Source organism: Sulfurospirillum halorespirans DSM 13726 (genome assembly GCF_001723605.1).
Taxonomy (GTDB): domain Bacteria; phylum Campylobacterota; class Campylobacteria; order Campylobacterales; family Sulfurospirillaceae; genus Sulfurospirillum; species Sulfurospirillum halorespirans.
In genome coordinates this window covers 1,241,989-1,263,119 of record NZ_CP017111.1, presented here as the reverse complement: position 1 = coordinate 1,263,119, position 21,131 = coordinate 1,241,989, and the positions used below count along the sequence as shown (strand labels likewise).

Genomic DNA, 21,131 nt, shown 5'->3' with positions numbered 1-21,131 from the left:
TGGAGATGTCGCTACTTTAAAATAATCTCCACTCTTCTGTTTTTCGCATTTGGTTTAGTGTTGGTGGTCGGTTCTAAAGGATTGGCATCGCCATAATATTGCAATTGAAGCAGTGACCTAGGAACTCCATAGACCACCAGTTTATCGGCGACATTTTTAGCTCTTTGGAGTGAAAGCGTTTTGTTATACTCTTTATCGCCTGCGCTATCGCTATGACCGATGCTGATGATTTCGACGATGCTATTTTCACGAATCAATCGAGCCACCACCTTCAACTCTTCAAGCTGTTTTGTCTCTAAAACAGCACTGTCAAAACTAAAAAAGAAGAGGAAACTTTGAGGTTTTTGCGGTAAGGCACCCAGTACTTCCGCATACTTTAGTTTCACGCTCTCTTCGGTTTCAAGCTTGGATGTAATTTCACCTTTTTGAGAAACATCTAAGGCTTCATAGGCTTTGTTTATCGTATGAGTATCACCTTTGCGATCCGCAACAGAGATGACGCCTACTTTGCCTTCTTCCTCAGGTAGCAGGGTTATTTGAACATCTTTTGAAGCACACCCTGAAAATAAAATGGCTCCCAAACAGAGTCCTAAAAGCGCTAAGCGTCTCATTCTTTTGCCTCCGCTACAAAATAGGTTCCTCTAATGCCAATGGTCGCCGTTTTTGCTTTGATCTCCATCGCGTCAGGATTGATCTTAGGAATGAGCCCCGTTTTGCACGCCAGAATCCCTTTGAACAAATTGCTTTTAAATTTAACATTTTTATTTGCAGGATCAAAAAGATACTCATCAACCAAAAATTCAGCATTGGAACCGATCGAAATTAAGGTATTGTCTTCAAAAACAAGACCAATGGTGCTGTTTGAAGCCGTTTTAATGGAGTCTTTTTCAAAGATTCTATCGCCTTGTTTCAAACTCACGGTGGTGTGATCAGCATGGGTTACACTGACATCACCTTGAACCGACTTGACAAGCGCCACAGAGGGTGACGCCAAGAGTAAAAGAGGTGTTACGATGAACCATATCCCCAATGCAAAATACTTTTTCATATTTATCCCCTTACTTTTGGCGCGATACTGCTTATCTCGTGAATCGATTTTATTATCATTTAGATTATTTTGATCTAAATAATGACGTTATCGTGAGAAATTTATGCTCTTTTATAAAAATTGTAACGATTTACGCACGAAGCCCAATCGTCCCTTGCAAATACTCCACACACGCACCCGAAACAAAAACACGCTCTTTTTCAACACAGCAGTACAGCACACCTGAACGCTTCGATGCTTGCAGAGCAACAAGCGTTTGTTTGCCCAAACGTTTCGACCAAAACGGCGCAAGCCCTGCATGAATTGAGCCCGTAACAGGGTCTTCCACGCCACCATTGGCAGGCCAAAAATAGCGCGAAACAAAGTCGAACGCTACACTTGGAGCGCTCACTACCACATCAAAAGGTGCCAATGTTGTCAGTTTTTCAAGATCGGGCACGACATTTTTAACATCGTCCTCGTCTTTATACACAGCGAAATAAGCTTGTTGGTTCTTGTAAAATTCAAGCGGCGCAATGGAAAGTCCCGTTCGTAAAGCTTCTGGAACCTCCACCACACACTCAGGTTCGCGGTTAGGAAAACTCATCTCAATCAACCCATTTTCAAGCGCATTGACCTCAATTTTTCCCACCGCCTTCGCCCAAAACGTGATGCAAAATGGATGATCAAAATGGTTAAAAATCACATACGCGCTCGCCAACGTCGCATGCCCACAAAAGTCGATCTCCTTCAAAGGTGAAAACCAACGAATCTCAAAAATACCCTCAGAATTTTTAACAAAAAATGCCGTCTCAGAGAGGTTGTTTTCAGAAGCAATGCTTTGCATCATGGATTCAGGAAGCCAATGCTTCAGTGGCACAACTGCGGCTTGATTGCCTTTGAACAGTGTGTCGGTGAAAGCGTCGATGATGTAAATGGGGAGTTGGGTTGGGGTCATATTTGTGTCCTAAGTTTATATCAACACACTATTATTAAATGTTAGTTGTCTTTTGCTTGTCTAATAAATGTAAAACCAAAAAAACGATGACTGCAAATACATGAGAAATCAGCCCAAATAAAGCCCATAATATATACTTTTGATCCATTTTTTTTGCTAAAAAGTATAACCAAATGGCAACAACAATATTATGTATATGGCTAATACACATGCTCATTCCAACGGATAATGATGTTAACCACAATGGCAATCCATTCATGTTTTTAACCAGTATAGTCACAAAATAACCTACAAAAGTTGCTATTAATAGTGCTGGAATATACCAATAGAGCAATTTTTCTATTTCTTTGCGTAAATCCATTTTGTTCCTTTTAGGTATTTTTTTACATGTAAAATATAGCTTTAACTAAACAACTCCGAATGCGAACCAAGACGTATAAGATTGAGTGTTTGCTCATCAAACATGTAGATAACCAACAAATCACCACTGATATGAAACTCTCTAAACCCAGACCAATTTCCTTCGAGTGCATGATCTAAGGCTTCGGGAGGTAAAGGTTCACTTTGCAAGAGTTTTGCGATATAAACAATAAATTTTCCAAAATGTTTTTCGCTCATTTTTGCGTGCGAAAAATCTTTGGTAAACTGCTTGTGCCTCTTAATGCTGAGCACTTTTTTGACTTTCAAATTCTGTTTTTAGCTCTTCAAGTGTTACGGTTTCCATATTGATGCCCAAACGCGCTTCGTTCATCGCTTTTGCGGTTTTCTCATTGGGGATTTTGAGCTCAAAAGGAATGCCATTTTCGCTTTTAACTTTGGCTAAGAACATATTAATCGCTTGAGACGTAGAGATGCCTAATTGTTTAAAAATAGCTTCTGCGGACTGTTTCAATTCAGCGTCGCATCTGGCTCTAATCGTTGCTTCGAGTGCCATTTTTTGCTCCTTCTTTTTATTTCTCAAATTGTAGCACAATATTGCTACAATTTACTTCAAAGGCAACGTCATATAGTTCCATTGATAATCGTCAAATAAAACAGACCGCGCAAAGCTCTTTTTTTGGAGGCAGGTTCTAAAGAAAAACTTCTCGAAAAAGCGTGCGGTGTCTTTGTTTTTGTCCATTAGATATAACGTTATAAGGTCAAATTTTGTATCTTTTTTTGCAAAATCACATGCCCATTGGATGAGAAGCGGCTCAATACCTTGTTCTTGATGCTCAGGATGCACCGAAATATCGGCGATGTAGCACTCATAAAGCGCAGGCTCGTGTTTTAGCAAATGCAATGAGAGTGCTAATTTGAAAAAATCCCATTTGCCCAGTACCTGCACCATCTCTTTTGAAAAAAGTACGTTTTTAGCTTTCGCCTGTTCCAATTCAGGCTTCCATTTCAGACACAATGTTCCGACGACTTTGTCGTCCTCCAATGCGATGATTCGGTGCGTTGATGATTCGTTGGAAGAAGATTCTAAACGTTTTTCAAACAGATGGGTTAACTGTTCATTGCTTAAATTTTGGCACTGTTTAAAGTGATTTCGAAACGTGTAAATGAGCAGTTCGATCAACGATTGGGAGTGTTTGGGTTGCATGGATTCAAGGCGGATGGTCGTTTCGGACATAGGTAATTTTCCTCAGATAAAATTTTGATTATTATAGACTAAGATGTGGGACTTTTTTACATGTAAAACTAATACAACTTCCCAAACAGATCCAAATGCGTGAGGTAGAGCCTGACATCAAACTCTAATTGGTGGTAGTTTGGCTCCATATTTTCGCACAGGGCGTAAAAGGCTTTGTTGTGTTCTCTCTCTTTGAGATGGGCGAGTTCATGCACGCAGATCATCCTTAAAAAGGGCTCGGGTGAGCTTTTAAAAAGTGTTGCGACTCTGATTTCACTTTTACTGCGTAGGCGTCCGCCGTGGTTTTTGATCGTGATGCGGTGTAAGCCTAGCGCGTCATTGATGTCGTTTATTTTGCCATCATACAGCACTTTGGTGATTGGCTCACTTTTACGCAAATGCGTGCTTTTAAGCTCCATCGTATACGTATAAAGAGCTTTATCACTGGTTAAGTTGTGCGTGGTTGGGTATTTGGAGAGCAAGTATTTTCCCAGTTTTTCTTCATTAACAAGACGGCGAATTTGATCTATCAAATGTTCAGGGTAATGCGCGATGTAAGCTAGTTCTGGCACGCTTAGCACGCTTTACATGTAAAGATTTTTTCAAATTTTTCGTGCATGGTTTGGAGGGCTTCCTTGCTTGATTTTTCGATGCAGTCCTGCTTATCGTGTGCGATCTCTTCTTCTAAAAGGTCGATAATCTGTTGCAGCGCTGTACTGTTGGCGCTATTATAGCGTTTGATGCGCTCAATTTGGGTGTTTTTATCTTGCACTTTGCCAAAAGCGGTTTGAATCGGTTTAAAACTTTTAGCAAACTGTTTCAGCGATAACGCATCGCAGGTGTAGCGAAGTTTTTTATAGTGAAGTCTGAGTTTATGAAACCGTTCATTGGAAGAGTCTATGTCGAGTTTTTTGGAAATTTTAGCGATCTTTTTGAGGCGATTTTCGATGATCTCTTTGATGTGTCGGAAGAGTTTTTCTTCAGATTTAGCAAGGCAGAGCTTCTCATCGCTCTGAAGTGCATCAAGTTCATCAAAAATTTTCGCTTGAAGTTTTGGGGTGAACTTTTCTTCAAAGTGTTGGTACGCCACCTCTTTCTCTGCCAAAAGCTTTGCTCTCAGTTGCTCAAAATCATCCCAATACATTTCATCAACGCTTTGTTTGTACGCTTCAAGGGCATCTAAAAAGACATCCAGATCGCGCATCTCGTTGGTCTCTTGTTGGAGGATTTTGAGGGTTTTGTCGAGTAATTCATGGCGTTTTTCATCCATAAAATCGTTAAATTCCAAGCAGATGGAGCGCGCTGTGCGAATGTAAACACGGTACTGGTGCAGGCTTTCAGGATCTTTGGTGTGCAAAAACGCTTTTAAATGCGTTGTGATGTTTTCAAGATTGTGGTGCAGCGTGGTTTTGAGCAACTGCTTGATGCTATGACGTTCTAAAAAATCTTTTTTGGAAGACATGGATGAACCCTTATGAGACTTTGGAAAAGGCATTAGAGGCGATACGAAGAGTTGTATCTCTCACCATGATGTAAATGACATGAAAAATTGTAGTCTTTTAATATTAATTGCACGTTAATGTTCAGCACTTTGCCTTCTTGTTAACTATCGGTATAAAAAGAAGCGTTATAATGTACAAAGATACTATAGATACTCTACAAAGGCTTTTTATGCAAGAAAATATGAACGAAACATTCCAAAATTTAGCCGCATTAGAGGCTCCAAAACGTAACTGCGCTTTGGTTTATTTGAAGCTTATTTTGCTTCCAACCGTGGCATATCTCTACTTTTTACTTGGCTTTTTAGGCATTTTACATTTTAAAGTGGGGATTCACAGCGTCGTGCTCATCGGGTTTATTTACATCGTTTCCCTTATTTTTGCCAAACACAATGGCGAATTTGGTGTGTGCACGTTTAGACGTTACTCCAAAGAGTTTCAAACAGAACTTCACGAATATATCTCAAAAAACTTGATGCCTATTGGCGGACAAATGAAGTCCAACGCTTCGTTTGAAAATTTCATCGACACCTATGCCAAAGGCATTCGCAATGACAATTATGCCTCTGTTGCGGCAAGTATTTTCCCAACGATGGGTATTTTGGGAACGTTTATCTCGATCGCGTTAACGCTTCCTGATTTTTCATCGCAAAGTGCGGGTGCGTTGGAAAATGAAATAAGCCTTCTTTTAAGCGGTGTGGGAACAGCGTTTTACGTCTCCATTTACGGTATTTTGCTCTCACTGTGGTGGATCTTTTTTGAAAAACGAGGACTCAGTCGTTTTGATAGAGACGTAGCACTCATTCAAAACTCAACAGCAGCACTCTTTTGGACCAAAGAGGAGATCGAACAAGCTTACTTACAAGAAAATCTTCAAAACTTTGAGCGTATCGGTAAGATGTTTGAACGCCTAAGCTCTAATGACTTTTTTGAACGATTGGGTAAAAGCATTGAGACCAAATTTGGACTGTTCGATGAGATGCTAACCCTTGAAGCCATGGCAGTTAAACGAGGCGCTGAGCACATCAAAGAAGGGATGGAAGCGCTTTCACGCTCGCAAGATAGACAACGCGATTTAGCCGTAATTCACGAAGACATCCTGACTAAACTGAGCCTCTTTAATGAGAGCACCACCTCTTTACATGTAAAGCTGATGCACAGCAATGAAGCGATGCTCAAAACCAACGAAGAGCTTCTGCGCACACTCAAAGAGACCCAACAAAGTGACACCGCCGCAAATGATGAAGTTGAGTCGCTCAAAGAGAGCTTGAAGATCATCGATGCTGAAACCGAAGAGATCATCCAGAAAATGGATGCGTTAAAATAATGCGATACAACCGTTCACGAAGTTCAGATCAAAACTTCTGGGTCTCGTATGCTGACTTGATGGCAGGATTATTGTTTGTGTTTATCTTGCTTATTGGGGCGATTGTGGTCAAGTATGTGTATGTGCAAACCGATCTTAAAGGCATTAAAAATGATCTTGAAGCGCAAAAGAAAGTTTTGCACATCGCGCAATTGGAGCTCTCCCAAAAACAACGTGATTTCCTAAGGCTTCGCTCGGATATGAATGTCACGAGTGCTTCATTGCAGATCGCCAAAGAGCTGCTCTCTCAAAAAGAGTCGAGTCTGGATGAAGCAACGGCGAGGTTGCAACTCTCAGATAGAGAGATCGAAAATCTTAAAAAACTCCTCCTTGACACGGAACTGGCACGCGATGAAGTCAAAGGTGAGCTTGTCGCCAGCCAAATGGAGCTTGGAACAACCACCAACACACTCAAACTCAAAGAGGGAGAGTTAGCGCTTTTAAGTGCCAAATTGCTTGAAAATACCGCTTCACATCAGCAGTTGGTCGAAGATCTGAACCTCACCAAATCGCGCATTAAAAACCTGACTGGTATTCGCATCAAAGTGGTGCAAGAGCTCAAAAGTAAACTGGGAAAAAAAATCAACATCGACCCCAACAGCGGTGCTATTCGTCTGCCCTCTTCCGTGCTATTTGATGTAGGATCATTCGAGCTCAAACCCGAAGCGCAAAAACAGCTCAAAGAGACACTTCAACCTTACCTTGATGTCCTATTAAACGATGACACCATACGAGAAAACATCGACCACATCGTCATCGAAGGACATACGGATTCGGATGGTAGTTACATGCACAACCTCGATCTTTCACAAAAGAGAGCCTATTCGGTGATGGCATTTATCTATTCACTCGATGAAAAACGCACCGCGTTGCTTCAAAAATACCTGAGTGCAAACGGTCGCTCGTACAGTGATCGTATCTTTAAAAATGGTCTGGAAGATAAAGAGGCATCAAGGCGCATTGAGATTAAGTTTAACCTCTCTAATAAAAAAGCGATTGAAGAGATCGAAACCTTTTTAAATCGTAAAGAATAATCTACTTTACATGTAAAGAACAGAAGGTGTTAATTAATGCCTTCTGTCATCGCGTCTGTTGTCATCATTATTATCGGGATGGTTGTTATTATTTTTATGGTCATCTCGATGATCATCTTTGCGATCATCGCGTGGGTCATGGCGCTGTGGCTCGTTTGGTTTATAGTTAGGTTCACGGTGCTTTTGTTGCTGATCGTGGTAGACCTGAGGAATATAAATCTCTTCGCGTTTTATCACCACACGTTTATCTTCATAACGATTTTGGCGTCTGCTATCGTAGCGATAGTCATCGCGTAAATCATGATGATGTCTTAGGGTATTAAAATCATTGGAAGAGATGATGATACCGACCAAAGAGGCGATTTCTGCCCAACTTGAGTATCGGTTTTGGCGGTAGACGCTTAAAACATAATCATACGGTCTTCCTGAAAGTTCCGCTAAGCGAAAGATCATATACGCATCAGCCGGTTCGCGCACGCTATCAAGGATGACGATAACGCGAGATTCTGGCATACGAAAGCGATCAGCTAGTCCATAACGGTATCCGTACGGATCAGCATGGTAGCGGTTGTTGAGGCTCAAGCGCCACTCAAAATCGACCTCGGCACTCAAACTAAGCGGTGCCATCAACACACCTAATGCCAGTAGTGAAAAGAGACTTGGTTTTAATTTCATTTGTTTTCCTTTATAAGCACATATACGTTGCGAATCATACCTCATTTACGCTAAAACCCCTTCTTTTTGAGCGTTTTTTGTTATCGTTTTGGCATGGTAAAAAAATTATGTTATGATTAACCATTGTGACATTAGGAGATTCTTGTGGCGATTATTCAAAAAAATATCTGGACTATTTTTTACTTCCTCTTACTCAGCGCCCTTGTGTTTTTAGGGATTGTCTCATACACAAAATGGAACAGTGTTCACGAAAAGTACATGACCGATCAGACAAACCTTGTCAAACTCGTCTCCAACGCGACCCATTCGCTTCTTTTGACCCAAGAGATGATGCTCAACATTTTAGGCAATCAAATTGTTAAAGAGCGTAATCCACGCATTTTAGATGAATTGCTACTGCTCAATCCTTCCATTGTCGCCTTTGGTTTTGCCGATACGGAGGGAAATTACCTTCACACCAGTTCAAACTTTGACAAATCAAAACGCCCTAGTCTAAGGGCTGAACCTATTACACGAGAGTCCTTTGATTACACGTTAAGCCAAACGAAAATGGTGCTAGGCAGAACTTACTTCATCGCGGGAAGTGGACGTTGGGGTATTCCGATTCGTAAAACGGTTTTTGATGATGCGGGCAAAGTCCTCGGTGTCATGACAGCAGGGCTTAGCATCGAAGGTGCATTTAAACTTTACACGGAAAATCTCTCGCTTGGGGATTACAACAGCGTTACACTCATTCGCGATCATGACCAATTTGTGCAGTTCCAATCCTCCAACCACGAAATTTCCAAAACGCTTTATGAGACACCTCTTCCAGATAATTTTTTACAAAACGCATTGAAAAGCATTACACAAAAATACGCTATTTCGGTTGATGAGATCAAGCAAAAAGGTGAAATTTACAACGATGAAGTCTCCTCAGCGGATGGAACACTTGTCCAAATTGCCCTCAAATACAACCCTCGCTACGAACTCTGGATACTCTCACAGGTCAATCATCCAACGATCGTGCACGATTTTGTTCAAAGCTTTCTCACGTATGTGCTGATTTTGATCGTGGTGCATGCCATTCTCTTTTTACTCTTTAAACTGATCGCCAATGCTGAAAATAAACGACGCTCAGATCTGATTTTCCAAGCGACGCATGATTCACTCACCCAACTTCCCAATCGAAACTACTTCCAACACTGCATGCAGGAGTGGATGCGTGAAGATGCACCTCCTTTTAGCCTTTTTTACCTCGATATGGACCATTTTAAAAACATCAATGACAGTTTTGGTCATCATTTTGGAGATTTAGTGCTCATCGAATTTTCAAAACGCCTTTTGCGTGTTGTCCCCAAAGAGAGCATCGTGATTCGTCAAGGTGGTGATGAGTTCGTCATTTTGAGTTATCTGACCCGTGATGAAGAACTTCTTTCGCATGCCCAAATGATCATGCACGAAATTTCACAGCCTTATCACATCCAACAGTTCAATTTTGTCATCGGGGCGAGTATGGGCATCGCTAAATACCCCGAACACGGCGATACGTTAGATACACTTTTACGCGCTTCGGATATTGCAATGTACGAGGCGAAAAAGTATAAGAACAGTGTGCGACTGTTTGTGCCGTTGATGCAAGAAGGCTACCTAAACCGTGTCAATGTGGAGCAGATGTTGCGTAAAGCGCTCGCCAAACATGAAATCTATATGGTCTATCAACCGCAAATAGACAACAATGGCGCTATTTACGGCGTTGAAGCGCTCGTGCGTTGGCAAAACGAGGAGTTGGGGTTAGTGCCTCCGGATAAATTCATCCCCATTGCCGAAGCATCGGGTTTGATGCCTGAGCTGGGACATTTTATCATCCATACGACGCTTCAAGAGATGAAAACGTTGCAAATAACCCTTGGGGTCACCTTTCAAACCTCTTTGAATATTTCGATCAAACAGTTTATGGAAGCGCATTTCTTTGAAAAACTGATCTACGAGATCGACCGTGCTAAGCTAGCGCATGTTTCGCTCTGTTTGGAGATTACCGAGAGTCTGTTTATCGAAGATATTGACTACATCTTGCCACTCTTGAACAAAATCCATGACATGGGATTGCACATTTCGATGGACGATTTTGGCACAGGATACTCCTCTTTAAGCATCCTTCGTAAGCTTCCCATTGATGAGTTAAAGATCGATAAAAGCTTTGTCGATACGATTTTAAATGACATCACTGCTGAAAAAATGGTTCAAAACATCATCACGATTGGTAAAAATTTGGACTTGTATATTTTGGCAGAAGGGGTGGAAACCAAAGAGCAAGAGGTGATACTCAAAAACTTAGGATGCGACCGTTTTCAGGGCTATTTTTACGCCAAGCCATTAGCTTATGACACACTCAAAGCGTTTTTTGAAACGCACACCATCGCGTCCTAAAAAACTCCCATGCGCTTTACATGTAAAGGTGTTATTTACTCTAAAATTCCTTTCGCTTTCAGCGCCTCAAGGGTCAGCAGTTTGCGCAAAGGCAGTTCATCCGAAGATGGTGTGAGCAGGTTGGTTGCAAAGAAGTAAACGCCACGAGAACTCTTTACATACCCCACGTACCAGCCATGATGTTCCGCCCCTTTGGGCACTGCCCAGCCTGTTTTAGCTCTTAAGGTGTAGTTTTCCCCTTGTTCATCGATCATGATCGATTTAAGCAGATACAGATGTTTTTGATCAAAGGGTAAATCGTTTTTGTAGAGCTTTTTCAAAAAAGCGATCTGCTCGTATGCACTGATGCGAAGCGCTCCATCGAGCCAAAAACGTTCAACATCAACGCCTGTTTTTTCATTGCCGTACGCTATTGTGTGCAGATACTCCGTGTATTTTTTAAACCCAATGGTGCGCGCAAACTGTTGATAGCACCAAACACACGAGGTTTTAAACGCGGAGCTTAGATTTTGGTCTTGATTCCATGCTGTGATACTTCGCTGTACGCCATCCCAAACGATGATTGAATCGGCAGTGATGACACCTTCTTGCAAGGCGATGAGGGTATTGGGAATCTTAAAGGTAGACGCAGGAAGCAAAGGTGTTCGCGCACGTGCATCGTTATAAATATACTGCTCTTTGCCATCAAGTGATTCAATAACGATCGTACCCTTAACGTGGGCATTTTCAAAGAGTTTGGCGATACTCGCATCTTCTGCGTATAAATATCCTACGAGACTCAGCATCAAAAGTAGTTTTTGAATCATGCTCTTCCTTTGTATTTGACTACGCCAGAATTATAGCGTTTTAGCGTTACATGTAAACCCAAGAAGTTTGGTTTACCCTTGTGTGCTAGAATGAAAAAAGCTTCAAGTGATTCGCGTGCGAAACACGAAGCGAAGGAGCGTAGCATGAAACAGACGTTAGAAGAATTTTTACAAACGCTGAGTGAAAGCAGTGAAACTGCGATTGAAAAACTCACACAGATTATCAACAAAATTCGCCCAAAATCCTTCAAAAACAACGAAGAGAGTACCTCCAATATCGAAGCGATGATCCACCACCTTGAAGCCTTTCCAGAGTTCAGAGAAACGCTTTCGTATGAATATAACGAATGGCTCATCCACTCCAAAATCTCTAGCAATATCACCTCCTTGGGCATCCTCTCCAAGCAAGGATTTAGAGAGGAGATGAGCAGTCGTCTTTACAATAAATTTTTACCGCAAGCGCCTAAAAAAGGCGATTTTTCCTCTTTATTTGCCATACTCTTTCCGCACAAAAAAGATTCTTTGTGGGTCAATGCCATCGATGATGCACTCTGGGCAAAGTTTTGGAGCATCCTTTTATACAATGAAACCTTACATGTAAAGACAAAAACGTACCTTTATCATGAGATTGTCTACGCGACGGAGATTTTGGCGATTTGGATTGCTGCTGAAGAGTTTGATGAGCACTATATTCGACTGGATAGGTCGCTGTTGACCAAAGACTCTGCATTTATTGCATTGCAACGAGAGATCAGCAGTCTCTCACTCACGGTTCAAAATGAAGATCCTGAGGCGGAGATGACAAAGCTTGATTTTCAGCATATCGATGTTTTAATTGCTCAATGTTTCGACCAAGTCAATTTTCTACGCAAACAGTCGCTCGATAAAGGCATTTTAGTCTCGCTCACCTACAACCTTGAGCGCTTAGAGCAGATCATCCAAAGAACGCAAAAATGTGTACAACTCATCCAAGAATTTGAGACAGATACCTTTTATGAAACCTTATTACCGCTCTTTAAAGAAGTGGTTGAGAAAAACTGCTCACGCAATTCTTTGCGCGAAGTGCTCAATCAAAACATCAAAATCTTAGCCAAAAGCATCGCGAACAATGCCAGTGAACACGGCGAGCACTACATCGCGGATAACACTAAAGAGTACATCGGCATGTTTTTAAGTGCCAGTGGTGCGGGCATTGTGATCGCGTTGATGGCGCTCATGAAAATAACGATCATGCACAGTGGTTTTTCTCCCATCGTTGAGACTATTTTGGCCAGTTTAAATTACGGATTTGGCTTTGTGCTGATCCATCTTTTAGGCTTTACCGTAGCAACCAAACAGCCCGCCATGACCGCCTCAACCTTTGCAAAAGCGGTGGACCTTGCCGATACAAAACACGCCGATCAACATAAACTCGCCACATTGTTCATGCAAGTAAGCAGGTCGCAATTTGCAGCAGTTCTGGGCAATGTTACGCTTGCGTTAGGTGTTTCATGCTTGATCGGATTTATCTACGCGCAGAACCATATCCCGATTCTTTCCCCCCAAGAGCTTCATTACTATACAGAAAATTTCAATCCCTTCCCAGGGCTTTTCTACGCCGCTATTGCAGGCATTTGGCTCTTTACATCGGGTTTGATTGCAGGGTATTACGATAACCGTGCAAACTATTTGGACTTAAAAAGCAGGTATATGCACCTTCCTTTTTTAAAGAAAATAACTTCTGGTGCCGTTAGAGCAAAAATCGCAACCTACTTACACAACAACCACGGCGCGATCATGGGCAATTTTTACTTCGGAATTCTCTTAGGCGTGACCCCGTTTGTTGGGCACATGCTTGAGCTTCCACTCGACATCAGACACGTTGCCTTTTCCTCCGCTAACCTCGGCTACATCGTAGCACAAGGCGAACTCTCTTTGCTTGATTTTCTCATAGGTTTGGTGTTTGTTTTGATGATAGGCTTGGTCAATCTCAGCGTCAGCTTCATCCTCGCCCTCAAAGTCTCGCTCAAATCCAGAGATGCTGAGTTTGGTAATTTTTTCTCTTTTGTAAAACTCCTTTTTCAAGAAGCCAAGCGTAATCCACGAGCACTTTTCTTTCCACCGAAAAAAGTGGAAGAAGCGTGATGCGTTAAGGTCAGTGTAGCTTTACATGTAAAACTGAATTGGCTATGATTTTGTACAAAAGTGCTCAAGGAAAAAGAATGCTCAAAGAGAGCCTCAAAAACAGAGATTTGTGCAAAATAAGAACGATTACTTCCTTTGTAACGCTCAGTAAAGATAAAAGCACATGGGAGAAAACGATTCGTGAAGCAGCGACGTTTGGTGGCGATTTGGCAGGCGCATTTAACGCACAAGGCTATTGCGTTCAGTCCATTCGCATCGTCACCAACCCTTTTGGCGAATACTTAAATACAACCTCCTTTCACTCGGTCTTCAAAGGAATGCAAATCCTCTCTGATGTCTTGAAAAGTCCTTCGATGCCCAACATTCGCATTCGTTTTGCCATTGGTGAGGCGAGGAATCAAGAAGAGATCGCCCTTTTGCCTGAGATGGTCAAAGCATTTGGTGACATTTGCAATGTCTGTGTCAATGTCGGTGTTGATGAGCAAGGCATTGTAGATCATGACTTAACCCTCTGTTGTGCCCAAGCAGTTGTTGAGATCGGCAAAATCACACCGCGTGGCGAAGGCAATTTTAACTTCACGATCAACTACAATTGCAAACCCTTAATTCCCTATTTTCCCGCATCGTACCACAAAAGTAGTGATGCAAATTGCTTTGCTTTAGGACTTGAAACACCCGATCTGCTCGTAGCAGCACTCCAAAGTTTACGAGCAGACAAAAACCATAATCTCAAAATGCAAAAATCTTACGCCATTATGAAAGAGGTGTTGCAATATCACATCTCCACGATTCTTGACATTACCAACGCGTATGAACACCCGTTTAAAACGCTCTTTGCAGGCATCGACACCTCTGCCGCGCCTTCTAAAAACTGCGCTTCCATGGTCGATGTGTATAAACTGCTTGGAGTACCCTTCTTTGGTGCGGCAGGAACACTTGAGGCTTCTGCTTTGTTAACCAAGGTCTTTAAAGCGCAAAAAGGGTGTGAGCTCATAGGTTTTTCAGGGCTCATGTTAGCAGTGGTGGAAGATGAAGGCTTAGCCGATGCCACAACACGCAATGAGTTTGACCTAAGAGCCCTACTTCAATACTCCTCAGTCTGCGGCATCGGGCTCGATACCGTTCCCATCGAAGGCGATACATCTGCCGAAAAAATCGCCGCCATTTGCGCGGACACAGGAACACTGGCGTTTAGATTGAACAAACCCTTAACAGTGCGACTCTTTCCCGTTCCAAACCTCAAAGCAGGCGACATGACACAGTTTGAAAGCGATGATCTTTGCAATAGCATGGTGTTGCGCATTCCGTAAATAAGCCGTTAATTCAAAAGGAGGTCTTGATGAGAGCCTATCGTATGATGAGTATTGTTTTGGTTGGTTTTATGCTGAGTGCTTGTTCACTCAAAAATCCGAGTCACAAAGAAAGCGCAGAGAACCCGCATCAAATGGGAGACCAGATGGATGTGCGCTATTACGCCTTAGGCGGTAAATGGATGCAGAAAATTGCCCATCATACTTACCCTGAAGCCTTCGATGCTAATGGAACACGCTACGCATGGAAAGCCTTAGGAGGCGATAGCGGCGGAGACATCTTAGCCGATACGACTACAAAATGCGATAAAGATGGAGCGTGTATCGATCTATCGACGCTTAATTACATTATGACGGAAGCGCCTTGTATTTGGCCGTATGAACACTATTATGCCATCGTTGGTGTCTGCTGGAATGCAACCAATCGAGGGCTCTACTACACAGGAAAAACCGTACACAACGTTCCTTTTTATGCGCTCATCGAAAAAGTTTATGGCACGTATGGACTCGATACAAACAGCGCGTGTTGGTATAGCCTCAGTCCATCGAGGTGTGAAGAAGGAAAAAAGAGATACGCGTGGTCTCAATGTTTAACCAACGTGCAAGAGAAGATGCCTTGGAGTGCAAATAATGCGATCAATCTCAAAAGTCCTCTAAAATCCATTGACCCAAGAATTGAGCTCTATCATAACTATACGCAACAATCAAACAAAAACGGTATGGTCTCATCCACAGAAGAGGATTACCTCAAAAAACTTTTTGAGCTTAATATCAAAGAGAAGCTGGGAGATATTTCGCAAGAGCAAAAAGCCACTCTTTTTAAAATTGACAAACAGTATAGGATCAAAAGAGCGAGCAGCGATAAAGCAGCTTTAACATCACCATCAGCACAGCTTGATTTTGACGCGTTAAATCAACTTTTCAATGAAGAGTTGAAAGAGTATCAAAACGTGTTAAGTGATGAGGAGTATCTTAAACTCTTTGGCGCATCTAAAAGCGAGATCTTTGACATTAGAAATCAGTAATGCAAAGATAAAACCTTTTTTTTACATGTAAAGAGTACGTACGTGATGGTACTCTTTAAAATACCGTACAAGGAAGACAATGAAACCTTATATCAGCATGATTAGTTTAGGTGTAACCGACCTAAAAGCTTCGATCGCTTTTTATCAAACGGGTCTTGGTTTCCCACGCATGGAACCGTACGATGAGCAGATCGCTTTTTTTACCTTAAATGGGACATGGTTAGCATTGTACGAGAAAAAAGCACTGGCAGAAGATGCCAACGTAGCATTTAACGAAAGCGATTTCCACAGCTTTACACTCGCCCACAATCTTGGCAGCGAAGCCGAAGTTGATCGCTGTTTTGAAGAAGCCATCAAAGCAGGTGCGACCTCTACCAAACAACCTCAAAAAGTGTTTTGGGGAGGCTATAGCGGCTACTTCAAAGACCCTGACGGGCATTTATGGGAGATAGCGTACAATCCTTTTTTTACAATAGGACTAGAAGAGTAATAGTCTGTCCATTTTTAAACTTTTTTAGGCAAAGCACTGCTTTTTATAAGTTTTTTCTCGTCCGATTTTACTTTTCTCTCAAGCTTTTGCAAGTCTTGAGATGGTGGAAGTTCTTCAGGTTTGATACCACTCTCTACCAATAGTTTTCTGACATTTTTGTTATTGGTTACATGCTCATGGGTTATAGGATTTTCGCCATAAAGATTGTTTTGTTTGACATTATGGTTGGTTATCTCAGTAGCAAGGTTTTTTGCTGTAATGGTTACAGTGGGTAAAAAATCAGCCAAAACTCTACCACTTGAAATGCCAAGTTTGTCTTTCATATCTTTGGTATTATACCCTCCAAATAAAGCACTATCACCTTGTGAACGAATGCGACCAAACCCCTTGTCGTCAACACCTCGTTCATAGATGTGTTTGGAGAGTTCTGTTTCACTGTTTTTGAGTTTGTTTCTTGCTTTTAGCCTGTCTTCAAGTTCTATACGTTGTTCTATCAACTCTTGTTTTCGTGTTTGCAAAGCAAAATAGGTCTGAGCAAACGCTATCTGTTCTTTTGAACTATCACCATTTTGAGCTATAAGATAACATGCATACCGTGTTAAAACGATGTCTTTTATCTCTCGTTGTGCATTTGAGCCTATCTCGACCATTTTTCCCACATGGCGAAAATGGTCAAAAACTTCTATACCACTATTTTCACAAGTAACCATTGCCTTTTCAATAACATTTTGAAATTTATCCCAACTTTGATATCCCAATACAACTTGTAAATCTCTTGCATACCAAAACTCAACATTTTCATCATCTGTATTGTGCGCAACTAAGTTAAATTGATACTGCAAATCTACTATGCGTTCTTGTTTCATATAGCCACCTTAGCATTTTTGAACATTTTAACAATTTTTTATAGGAAGGTTTTAAAATATATCAATTTGAAATATTTGCGTGAAGATTAAAGTAGCTTATCCCCCTTTTAGCCATTTAAAGACCCCGACGGGCATTTGTGGAAAATCGCGCACAATCCTTTTATGACAGTGGGAGTAGGAGACTAAAAAGTAGCCTGTCTTACAATCCCTGTGTTCAAGTCTTTTAAAAAGTGCCTATTCCGCCTATCCATTGATGAATACCTTCATTAATTTCTTTTGCTAAATCTTGAGGAATAAACCAAAGCGTACCTTGTTTAAATTTTCCTCTAATTTTATCAGCAATATTCTTCGCATTAGTATCCCACCATGGAACCATTTTTAGATAATCACTTGGTGATGTTGGGCGAAAATAAATATATTGACTATCTTCTTTCCATTCTAACACAATTGCCCAACCATAAAAACCTGGCTCCGCTCCAGTACTTGGGGCACAAAAAAACACCACTGTATCACCTGGATTCATCTCTTCTCCATGGTGTACTATTTTACCCACATGCCAAACCCATCGTTCAGATTCCCAAATTTCTAAACGATATCTTGCTGGATTCCAATTTTTCTGATCAATTTGATATAACCACATTGCCATTTGATTTCCTTATAAAATATAATTTTATGCCCTAATCGCATCTTGAAAATAGCTCAAAATCTTCTCGTCTTTCGTTAAAAGTTTACGTTCCTGACTCATGGCATGTGCGACGATAATGCGATCAAATGGGTCGCGTGTCCAGTCTATTAGCATTGCTTTTTGGATGACTTCGCTAAAACTATGATCGTCTATTTTAAGCCCTATCATAGCGCCTAAATCTCCTAAAATGTTATAGGGAGTTTCTGAGATTCGCCCAATTTCATGTAAAAATTTAAGCTCAAGTTCAACCATCGGAGAGACAAAAAGTTGCCCTGCTTGCTCGATGGCTTCAAGTGCTTTGGGTGAGAATTTTTGAAGCTCCTTTTGCCTTAGCCACACGACAATGTGCGTGTCTAAATAAAGGGCTTCCATTCGCTCTCCCATGGTGTGTTGATGAGTTCATCATCGCTTGCGGTGGTGATGTTTTTTGCAACGATTTTATCGAGGCGAGAAGGACGCTGTTCGGGTACAATGCGCAACAATTTACCTTTGCGCGAAATCTCAAGAAGCTCACCTTTTTCGATGACACTGTCCAGAAGATTGTACAAATTTTCACGAAGTTTTGAGGGTGTTACGACCATTTTTGCTCCTTTCATTAAAGTAAGAGCATTATACAATGGCGTACGTTATAAGTCAAATAGCGTACGTAAGTAGTTCATTTTCACTTTACATGTAAAGCAAAAATCACTCTTCCGTAGGATTTGCAGGGCCATCAAGCATCAATTGATAAAACGCCAAATCGAGCCATTGACCAAATTTATACCCTGCTTTTTTGACAATGCCCGCGGAGGAAAAGCCTAGTTTTTCGTGCAGATGAATACTGTTGGCATTTGAAGCATCAATGCCTGCAACGATGGTGGCGTATCCTTTTTCTTGGGCGTCGTTTATGACAGTTTGAAGCAGAATCGAACCGATGCCCAGCTTTCGGAAATTTTTGTGAACATAGATTGAATGCTCAATGGTGTACTTATACGCAGGGCTGTAGCGAAACGAACCGTAAGTTGCAAAACCTGCCACACGATGCTCCTTTTCATATACCCAAATCGGGTAGCCCTTTTCGTGCTTGGCTAAAAACCACTCTTTACGTTCTTGCAGGTCTTTTGCTTTGTAGGTGTAAACGGCGGTTGTCGTTAAAATCGCATCATTATAAATCGCTAAAATGGCTTCCAAATCAGCCTCTGTGGCAAAACGAATCATTGTTTTTACCCTTCTTTTAAAGGCAATCTATCCTGCTAATTGACAGGCAAAGCAGTTGCTTTGATCTTTACATCTAAAGCAAAAAGGGGCAACTCTATCGATGGAATCGTAGATGAATTTCTTCCAGAGTTTATCGACAGGTTTAAGTCCAGCCAGTTCTGGGAAGTGGCATTTCATGTATTTTCCCATCTGAACGCGGTTTTTAAACCCCATCGCTTCGTAGAGGTGGTTCATCTGTAACGACATCGCTGCGATGTGTGGGGCGATGACGTATTTTGAGTAGCGATTTTTGGCATAACCTTGCAAAAAGATCATCACTTCGCGTTCAAGCTTTGTCATCTCTAGTTGACTGTAGCGGCTTGTTAGACTCTCTTCAATGGTGGTGGTCATGCTTGTACCTTGTAAATTTTTTTACGCTCTTTGGATGAGGCGACGTTCATCAATTTGCGGTATTTGGTGATGGTGCGTCTGACCATCTTGATGTTAAAGCGCTTTTCAATGCGCTCCAAAAGATCATCATCCGTGAGCGGTTCGCTTTTGTCTTCGTATTCGATCTGTTGATTGATAAAATTCTTGATCTCAGACGAAGAGAGCTCTTTGGTCGCGACGGCATTGGTAAAAAACGATTTCAATGGAAAGATACCCTGTTTAGACTCAATATATTTGTTGGAGATCGCTCGTGAAATGGTTGACTCCGCAAAAGAGAGCTCTTCGGCAAGCGTGCTCATATTCAGAGGTTTTAGCTCGCCTCCCACAAAAAAGGAGAGTTGACGCTCCACGACTAAAAGCACAATTTTGTAAAGCGTTGTTTTACGAAGTTCCAAAAGGTTGACGATGTCGCGTGCCTCTTTGAGCTTCTCTTTGATGTTCTCACTCTTGCTTGAAAAAGGATCGGTAATCAAAATGTCAGGATAATAGTCGTTGTTAATGCGCAAACGAATGTCATCATCCACTTCGACGTAAAAATCGGGAATAATCTGTTTTGGTGTTGCTTGATACTCAATCGCTGGAGGATTAGCAAATTTTTTGATGATCGCTTTGGCTTCCTCAAAACGCCCGTGTCTGGAGAATTTATCGACTTTTGCCATCTGATCGATCATCTTAAGGACTAAGTTATAGAGTTCATCGTCGATGTCATCGCTGAGCGCGTCGAGTTGAAAGACAAACGATTCGTGGCTCTCACGTGAGCCGATACCATAAGGCTCTAACTTGGAGAAGCGTTGGCGAATGCGCTCAACATACTCGGTATAAACACCACAGGTCACGGCAATGGCTTCAATATCGCCATCAAAATAGCCCTCTTCGTTGATATCACAGAGAATTTCATGCGCTACTTTTTGAGAAATAGGTGTTGGAAAAAGAGGTGGAACGATTTGTTCGATGATTTTTTCATGCAACGATTCGCTTCCAAGTACCAACTCTTCAACGATCCCATGGCTTGAACCTAGGTTTTGCTCAAAAGGGCGTTTTACTTCTAAAAAAGGGTTTTCGTACGACAATGTTTCTAGGTGCGTACTTAACTCTTGAAGAGGTAGTTGTAACAGTGGGAGCCAAAGCTTCAAAGAGAGGTTTAAACTCTGCTTCTGTTTGAATTCTAGGTTGATACTTCTCATGTATAAATTATGCCCAAAAATGGATTCATTTTGGGCATAATGGGTGATTATTTTTTACGCATAAGAAGAAGAGTTTTCTGAAAAACTCCTCGATATAGAGCTCCTTGAACAAGCGTTCAAGCGAGGGAAAATCTTAGTATTTAATACGAACAACGCCGTTTGGTTTGTCAATTTTCATCTGACAGGCAAGGCGTGCATTCTCTGAACATGTGCCCGCACATACTTCTTTAAGAACTTTAAATTCTTTCTCATTTTTAGGTGATAAGAACTCCATTCCTTGTACAATTTCAACCACACATGTACCGCATTGACCATCACGACAGCCGAAAGGTAGTGCACTACCACTCGCTTCGACGACATCTTGAATGGTTGCGCCCGGTTTTACGTTAATTGCTAAAAAGTCATTGATAATTTCTACTCTTGTTGTCATAC

The 21,131-nt window shown here is 41.6% G+C and carries 26 protein-coding genes; 7 read left to right on the top strand and 19 right to left on the bottom strand.

The genetic code is table 11. The features are described from left to right. Positions 1 to 11 precede the first annotated feature (11 nt). From SHALO_RS06260 to SHALO_RS06220, 9 genes are all read right to left on the bottom strand, one after another. Positions 12 to 611 carry an OmpA family protein gene (locus tag SHALO_RS06260; RefSeq protein ID WP_069477836.1) on the bottom strand — a complete coding sequence of 200 codons (600 nt, stop codon included), beginning with the start codon at positions 609 to 611 and terminating at the stop codon, positions 12 to 14. Continuing rightward, positions 608 to 1,048, bottom strand: coding sequence for a FecR family protein (locus SHALO_RS06255; protein WP_069477835.1), 441 nt, complete (start codon positions 1,046 to 1,048; stop codon positions 608 to 610). Before SHALO_RS06255 ends, SHALO_RS06260 begins: the two co-directional genes overlap by 4 nt. Before the next feature lie 130 nt (positions 1,049 to 1,178). Next, positions 1,179 to 1,985, bottom strand: coding sequence for a PhzF family phenazine biosynthesis protein (locus tag SHALO_RS06250; RefSeq protein ID WP_069477834.1), 807 nt, complete (start codon positions 1,983 to 1,985; stop codon positions 1,179 to 1,181). A gap of 34 nt (positions 1,986 to 2,019) precedes the next feature. Continuing rightward, the gene (locus SHALO_RS06245; RefSeq protein WP_069477833.1) at positions 2,020 to 2,346 is read right to left on the bottom strand and encodes a hypothetical protein; all 327 of its coding nucleotides are present in this window, start codon (positions 2,344 to 2,346) and stop codon (positions 2,020 to 2,022) included. Positions 2,347 to 2,387: 41 nt separating this feature from the next. Further along, positions 2,388 to 2,672, bottom strand: coding sequence for a type II toxin-antitoxin system YafQ family toxin (locus tag SHALO_RS06240; protein ID WP_238585304.1), 285 nt, complete (start codon positions 2,670 to 2,672; stop codon positions 2,388 to 2,390). Further along, positions 2,644 to 2,919 carry a type II toxin-antitoxin system RelB/DinJ family antitoxin gene (locus SHALO_RS06235; protein ID WP_069477832.1) on the bottom strand — a complete coding sequence of 92 codons (276 nt, stop codon included), beginning with the start codon at positions 2,917 to 2,919 and terminating at the stop codon, positions 2,644 to 2,646. Before SHALO_RS06235 ends, SHALO_RS06240 begins: the two co-directional genes overlap by 29 nt. Positions 2,920 to 2,970: 51 nt before the next feature. Next, on the bottom strand, positions 2,971 to 3,600 hold the full coding sequence (locus SHALO_RS06230) for a GNAT family N-acetyltransferase (protein ID WP_069477831.1): 630 nt from the start codon (positions 3,598 to 3,600) through the stop codon (positions 2,971 to 2,973). A 68-nt stretch (positions 3,601 to 3,668) separates the two neighbouring features. Next, positions 3,669 to 4,172, bottom strand: a complete 504-nt coding sequence (locus tag SHALO_RS06225; RefSeq protein ID WP_069477830.1) for a M48 metallopeptidase family protein — start codon at positions 4,170 to 4,172, stop codon at positions 3,669 to 3,671. A gap of 2 nt (positions 4,173 to 4,174) precedes the next feature. Beyond that, on the bottom strand, positions 4,175 to 5,062 hold the full coding sequence (locus tag SHALO_RS06220; protein ID WP_069477829.1) for a CHAD domain-containing protein: 888 nt from the start codon (positions 5,060 to 5,062) through the stop codon (positions 4,175 to 4,177). Positions 5,063 to 5,271: 209 nt separating this feature from the next. Here SHALO_RS06220 and SHALO_RS06215 point away from each other — a divergent pair, with 209 nt between their 5' ends. Next, positions 5,272 to 6,426: a MotA/TolQ/ExbB proton channel family protein gene (locus SHALO_RS06215; RefSeq protein ID WP_069477828.1), complete on the top strand. Its 1,155-nt coding sequence runs from the start codon at positions 5,272 to 5,274 to the stop codon at positions 6,424 to 6,426. Beyond that, positions 6,426 to 7,499: an OmpA family protein gene (locus SHALO_RS06210; protein WP_069477827.1), complete on the top strand. Its 1,074-nt coding sequence runs from the start codon at positions 6,426 to 6,428 to the stop codon at positions 7,497 to 7,499. Before SHALO_RS06215 ends, SHALO_RS06210 begins: the two co-directional genes overlap by 1 nt. A gap of 33 nt (positions 7,500 to 7,532) precedes the next feature. On the opposite strand, the gene SHALO_RS06205 is transcribed toward SHALO_RS06210, so the two are convergent. After that, a complete protein-coding gene (locus tag SHALO_RS06205) occupies positions 7,533 to 8,174 on the bottom strand; it encodes a hypothetical protein (RefSeq protein ID WP_069477826.1) in 642 nt (213 codons plus the stop codon). 144 nt (positions 8,175 to 8,318) lie between these two features. Here SHALO_RS06205 and SHALO_RS06200 point away from each other — a divergent pair, with 144 nt between their 5' ends. Then, positions 8,319 to 10,583 carry a bifunctional diguanylate cyclase/phosphodiesterase gene (locus SHALO_RS06200; RefSeq protein ID WP_069477825.1) on the top strand — a complete coding sequence of 755 codons (2,265 nt, stop codon included), beginning with the start codon at positions 8,319 to 8,321 and terminating at the stop codon, positions 10,581 to 10,583. Positions 10,584 to 10,618: 35 nt separating this feature from the next. Here SHALO_RS06200 and blaOXA read toward each other — a convergent pair whose 3' ends face one another. After that, positions 10,619 to 11,389 carry a class D beta-lactamase gene (gene blaOXA / locus SHALO_RS06195; RefSeq protein ID WP_069477824.1) on the bottom strand — a complete coding sequence of 257 codons (771 nt, stop codon included), beginning with the start codon at positions 11,387 to 11,389 and terminating at the stop codon, positions 10,619 to 10,621. A gap of 144 nt (positions 11,390 to 11,533) precedes the next feature. Here blaOXA and SHALO_RS06190 point away from each other — a divergent pair, with 144 nt between their 5' ends. From SHALO_RS06190 to SHALO_RS06175, 4 genes are all read left to right on the top strand, one after another. Continuing rightward, the gene (locus SHALO_RS06190; protein ID WP_069477823.1) at positions 11,534 to 13,513 is read left to right on the top strand and encodes a site-specific recombinase; all 1,980 of its coding nucleotides are present in this window, start codon (positions 11,534 to 11,536) and stop codon (positions 13,511 to 13,513) included. Between the two features lie 77 nt (positions 13,514 to 13,590). Continuing rightward, the gene (locus SHALO_RS06185; RefSeq protein ID WP_069477822.1) at positions 13,591 to 14,823 is read left to right on the top strand and encodes a DUF711 family protein; all 1,233 of its coding nucleotides are present in this window, start codon (positions 13,591 to 13,593) and stop codon (positions 14,821 to 14,823) included. Between the two features lie 29 nt (positions 14,824 to 14,852). Continuing rightward, the gene (locus SHALO_RS06180; RefSeq protein WP_069477821.1) at positions 14,853 to 15,848 is read left to right on the top strand and encodes a hypothetical protein; all 996 of its coding nucleotides are present in this window, start codon (positions 14,853 to 14,855) and stop codon (positions 15,846 to 15,848) included. A 79-nt stretch (positions 15,849 to 15,927) separates the two neighbouring features. Further along, positions 15,928 to 16,338 (top strand): VOC family protein, encoded by a 411-nt coding sequence (locus tag SHALO_RS06175; protein ID WP_069477820.1) that lies wholly within the window; start codon positions 15,928 to 15,930, stop codon positions 16,336 to 16,338. Between the two features lie 14 nt (positions 16,339 to 16,352). On the opposite strand, the gene dinD is transcribed toward SHALO_RS06175, so the two are convergent. The 8 genes from dinD to SHALO_RS06135 form a co-directional block, all read right to left on the bottom strand. Then, positions 16,353 to 17,204 carry a DNA damage-inducible protein D gene (dinD, locus tag SHALO_RS06170; RefSeq protein ID WP_069477819.1) on the bottom strand — a complete coding sequence of 284 codons (852 nt, stop codon included), beginning with the start codon at positions 17,202 to 17,204 and terminating at the stop codon, positions 16,353 to 16,355. 223 nt (positions 17,205 to 17,427) lie between these two features. Next, positions 17,428 to 17,850 carry a hypothetical protein gene (locus tag SHALO_RS06165; protein ID WP_069477818.1) on the bottom strand — a complete coding sequence of 141 codons (423 nt, stop codon included), beginning with the start codon at positions 17,848 to 17,850 and terminating at the stop codon, positions 17,428 to 17,430. 24 nt (positions 17,851 to 17,874) lie between these two features. Then, on the bottom strand, positions 17,875 to 18,261 hold the full coding sequence (locus SHALO_RS06160; RefSeq protein ID WP_069477817.1) for a type II toxin-antitoxin system VapC family toxin: 387 nt from the start codon (positions 18,259 to 18,261) through the stop codon (positions 17,875 to 17,877). Then, positions 18,243 to 18,470: a hypothetical protein gene (locus tag SHALO_RS06155; protein WP_069477816.1), complete on the bottom strand. Its 228-nt coding sequence runs from the start codon at positions 18,468 to 18,470 to the stop codon at positions 18,243 to 18,245. The genes SHALO_RS06160 and SHALO_RS06155 overlap by 19 nt, the downstream gene beginning before the upstream one ends. Positions 18,471 to 18,573: 103 nt before the next feature. Next, positions 18,574 to 19,086, bottom strand: coding sequence for a GNAT family N-acetyltransferase (locus tag SHALO_RS06150; protein WP_069477815.1), 513 nt, complete (start codon positions 19,084 to 19,086; stop codon positions 18,574 to 18,576). A 27-nt stretch (positions 19,087 to 19,113) separates the two neighbouring features. Further along, positions 19,114 to 19,476 (bottom strand): nitrogen fixation protein NifQ, encoded by a 363-nt coding sequence (locus SHALO_RS06145; protein ID WP_168156746.1) that lies wholly within the window; start codon positions 19,474 to 19,476, stop codon positions 19,114 to 19,116. Continuing rightward, a complete protein-coding gene (rpoN, locus tag SHALO_RS06140) occupies positions 19,473 to 20,699 on the bottom strand; it encodes an RNA polymerase factor sigma-54 (RefSeq protein WP_025344380.1) in 1,227 nt (408 codons plus the stop codon). Before rpoN ends, SHALO_RS06145 begins: the two co-directional genes overlap by 4 nt. A 133-nt stretch (positions 20,700 to 20,832) precedes the next feature. Continuing rightward, the gene (locus tag SHALO_RS06135) at positions 20,833 to 21,129 is read right to left on the bottom strand and encodes a 2Fe-2S iron-sulfur cluster-binding protein (RefSeq protein WP_069477814.1); all 297 of its coding nucleotides are present in this window, start codon (positions 21,127 to 21,129) and stop codon (positions 20,833 to 20,835) included. Between the last annotated feature and the right edge of the window lie 2 nt (positions 21,130 to 21,131).

Coding starts and splice junctions, on each gene's coding strand:
- SHALO_RS06190 (WP_069477823.1), top strand. CDS start 11,534: ATGAAACAGACGTTAGAAGAATTTTTACAAACGCTGAGTGAAAGCAGT.
- rpoN (WP_025344380.1), bottom strand. CDS start 20,699: ATGAGAAGTATCAACCTAGAATTCAAACAGAAGCAGAGTTTAAACCTC.
- SHALO_RS06155 (WP_069477816.1), bottom strand. CDS start 18,470: ATGGTCGTAACACCCTCAAAACTTCGTGAAAATTTGTACAATCTTCTG.
- dinD (WP_069477819.1), bottom strand. CDS start 17,204: ATGAAACAAGAACGCATAGTAGATTTGCAGTATCAATTTAACTTAGTT.
- SHALO_RS06255 (WP_069477835.1), bottom strand. CDS start 1,048: ATGAAAAAGTATTTTGCATTGGGGATATGGTTCATCGTAACACCTCTT.
- SHALO_RS06175 (WP_069477820.1), top strand. CDS start 15,928: ATGAAACCTTATATCAGCATGATTAGTTTAGGTGTAACCGACCTAAAA.
- SHALO_RS06220 (WP_069477829.1), bottom strand. CDS start 5,062: ATGTCTTCCAAAAAAGATTTTTTAGAACGTCATAGCATCAAGCAGTTG.
- SHALO_RS06210 (WP_069477827.1), top strand. CDS start 6,426: ATGCGATACAACCGTTCACGAAGTTCAGATCAAAACTTCTGGGTCTCG.
- SHALO_RS06180 (WP_069477821.1), top strand. CDS start 14,853: ATGAGAGCCTATCGTATGATGAGTATTGTTTTGGTTGGTTTTATGCTG.
- SHALO_RS06205 (WP_069477826.1), bottom strand. CDS start 8,174: ATGAAATTAAAACCAAGTCTCTTTTCACTACTGGCATTAGGTGTGTTG.
- SHALO_RS06150 (WP_069477815.1), bottom strand. CDS start 19,086: ATGATTCGTTTTGCCACAGAGGCTGATTTGGAAGCCATTTTAGCGATT.
- SHALO_RS06160 (WP_069477817.1), bottom strand. CDS start 18,261: ATGGAAGCCCTTTATTTAGACACGCACATTGTCGTGTGGCTAAGGCAA.
- SHALO_RS06260 (WP_069477836.1), bottom strand. CDS start 611: ATGAGACGCTTAGCGCTTTTAGGACTCTGTTTGGGAGCCATTTTATTT.
- SHALO_RS06185 (WP_069477822.1), top strand. CDS start 13,591: ATGCTCAAAGAGAGCCTCAAAAACAGAGATTTGTGCAAAATAAGAACG.
- blaOXA (WP_069477824.1), bottom strand. CDS start 11,389: ATGATTCAAAAACTACTTTTGATGCTGAGTCTCGTAGGATATTTATAC.
- SHALO_RS06245 (WP_069477833.1), bottom strand. CDS start 2,346: ATGGATTTACGCAAAGAAATAGAAAAATTGCTCTATTGGTATATTCCA.
- SHALO_RS06215 (WP_069477828.1), top strand. CDS start 5,272: ATGCAAGAAAATATGAACGAAACATTCCAAAATTTAGCCGCATTAGAG.
- SHALO_RS06230 (WP_069477831.1), bottom strand. CDS start 3,600: ATGTCCGAAACGACCATCCGCCTTGAATCCATGCAACCCAAACACTCC.
- SHALO_RS06165 (WP_069477818.1), bottom strand. CDS start 17,850: ATGGCAATGTGGTTATATCAAATTGATCAGAAAAATTGGAATCCAGCA.
- SHALO_RS06250 (WP_069477834.1), bottom strand. CDS start 1,985: ATGACCCCAACCCAACTCCCCATTTACATCATCGACGCTTTCACCGAC.
- SHALO_RS06135 (WP_069477814.1), bottom strand. CDS start 21,129: ATGACAACAAGAGTAGAAATTATCAATGACTTTTTAGCAATTAACGTA.
- SHALO_RS06145 (WP_168156746.1), bottom strand. CDS start 19,476: ATGACCACCACCATTGAAGAGAGTCTAACAAGCCGCTACAGTCAACTA.
- SHALO_RS06235 (WP_069477832.1), bottom strand. CDS start 2,919: ATGGCACTCGAAGCAACGATTAGAGCCAGATGCGACGCTGAATTGAAA.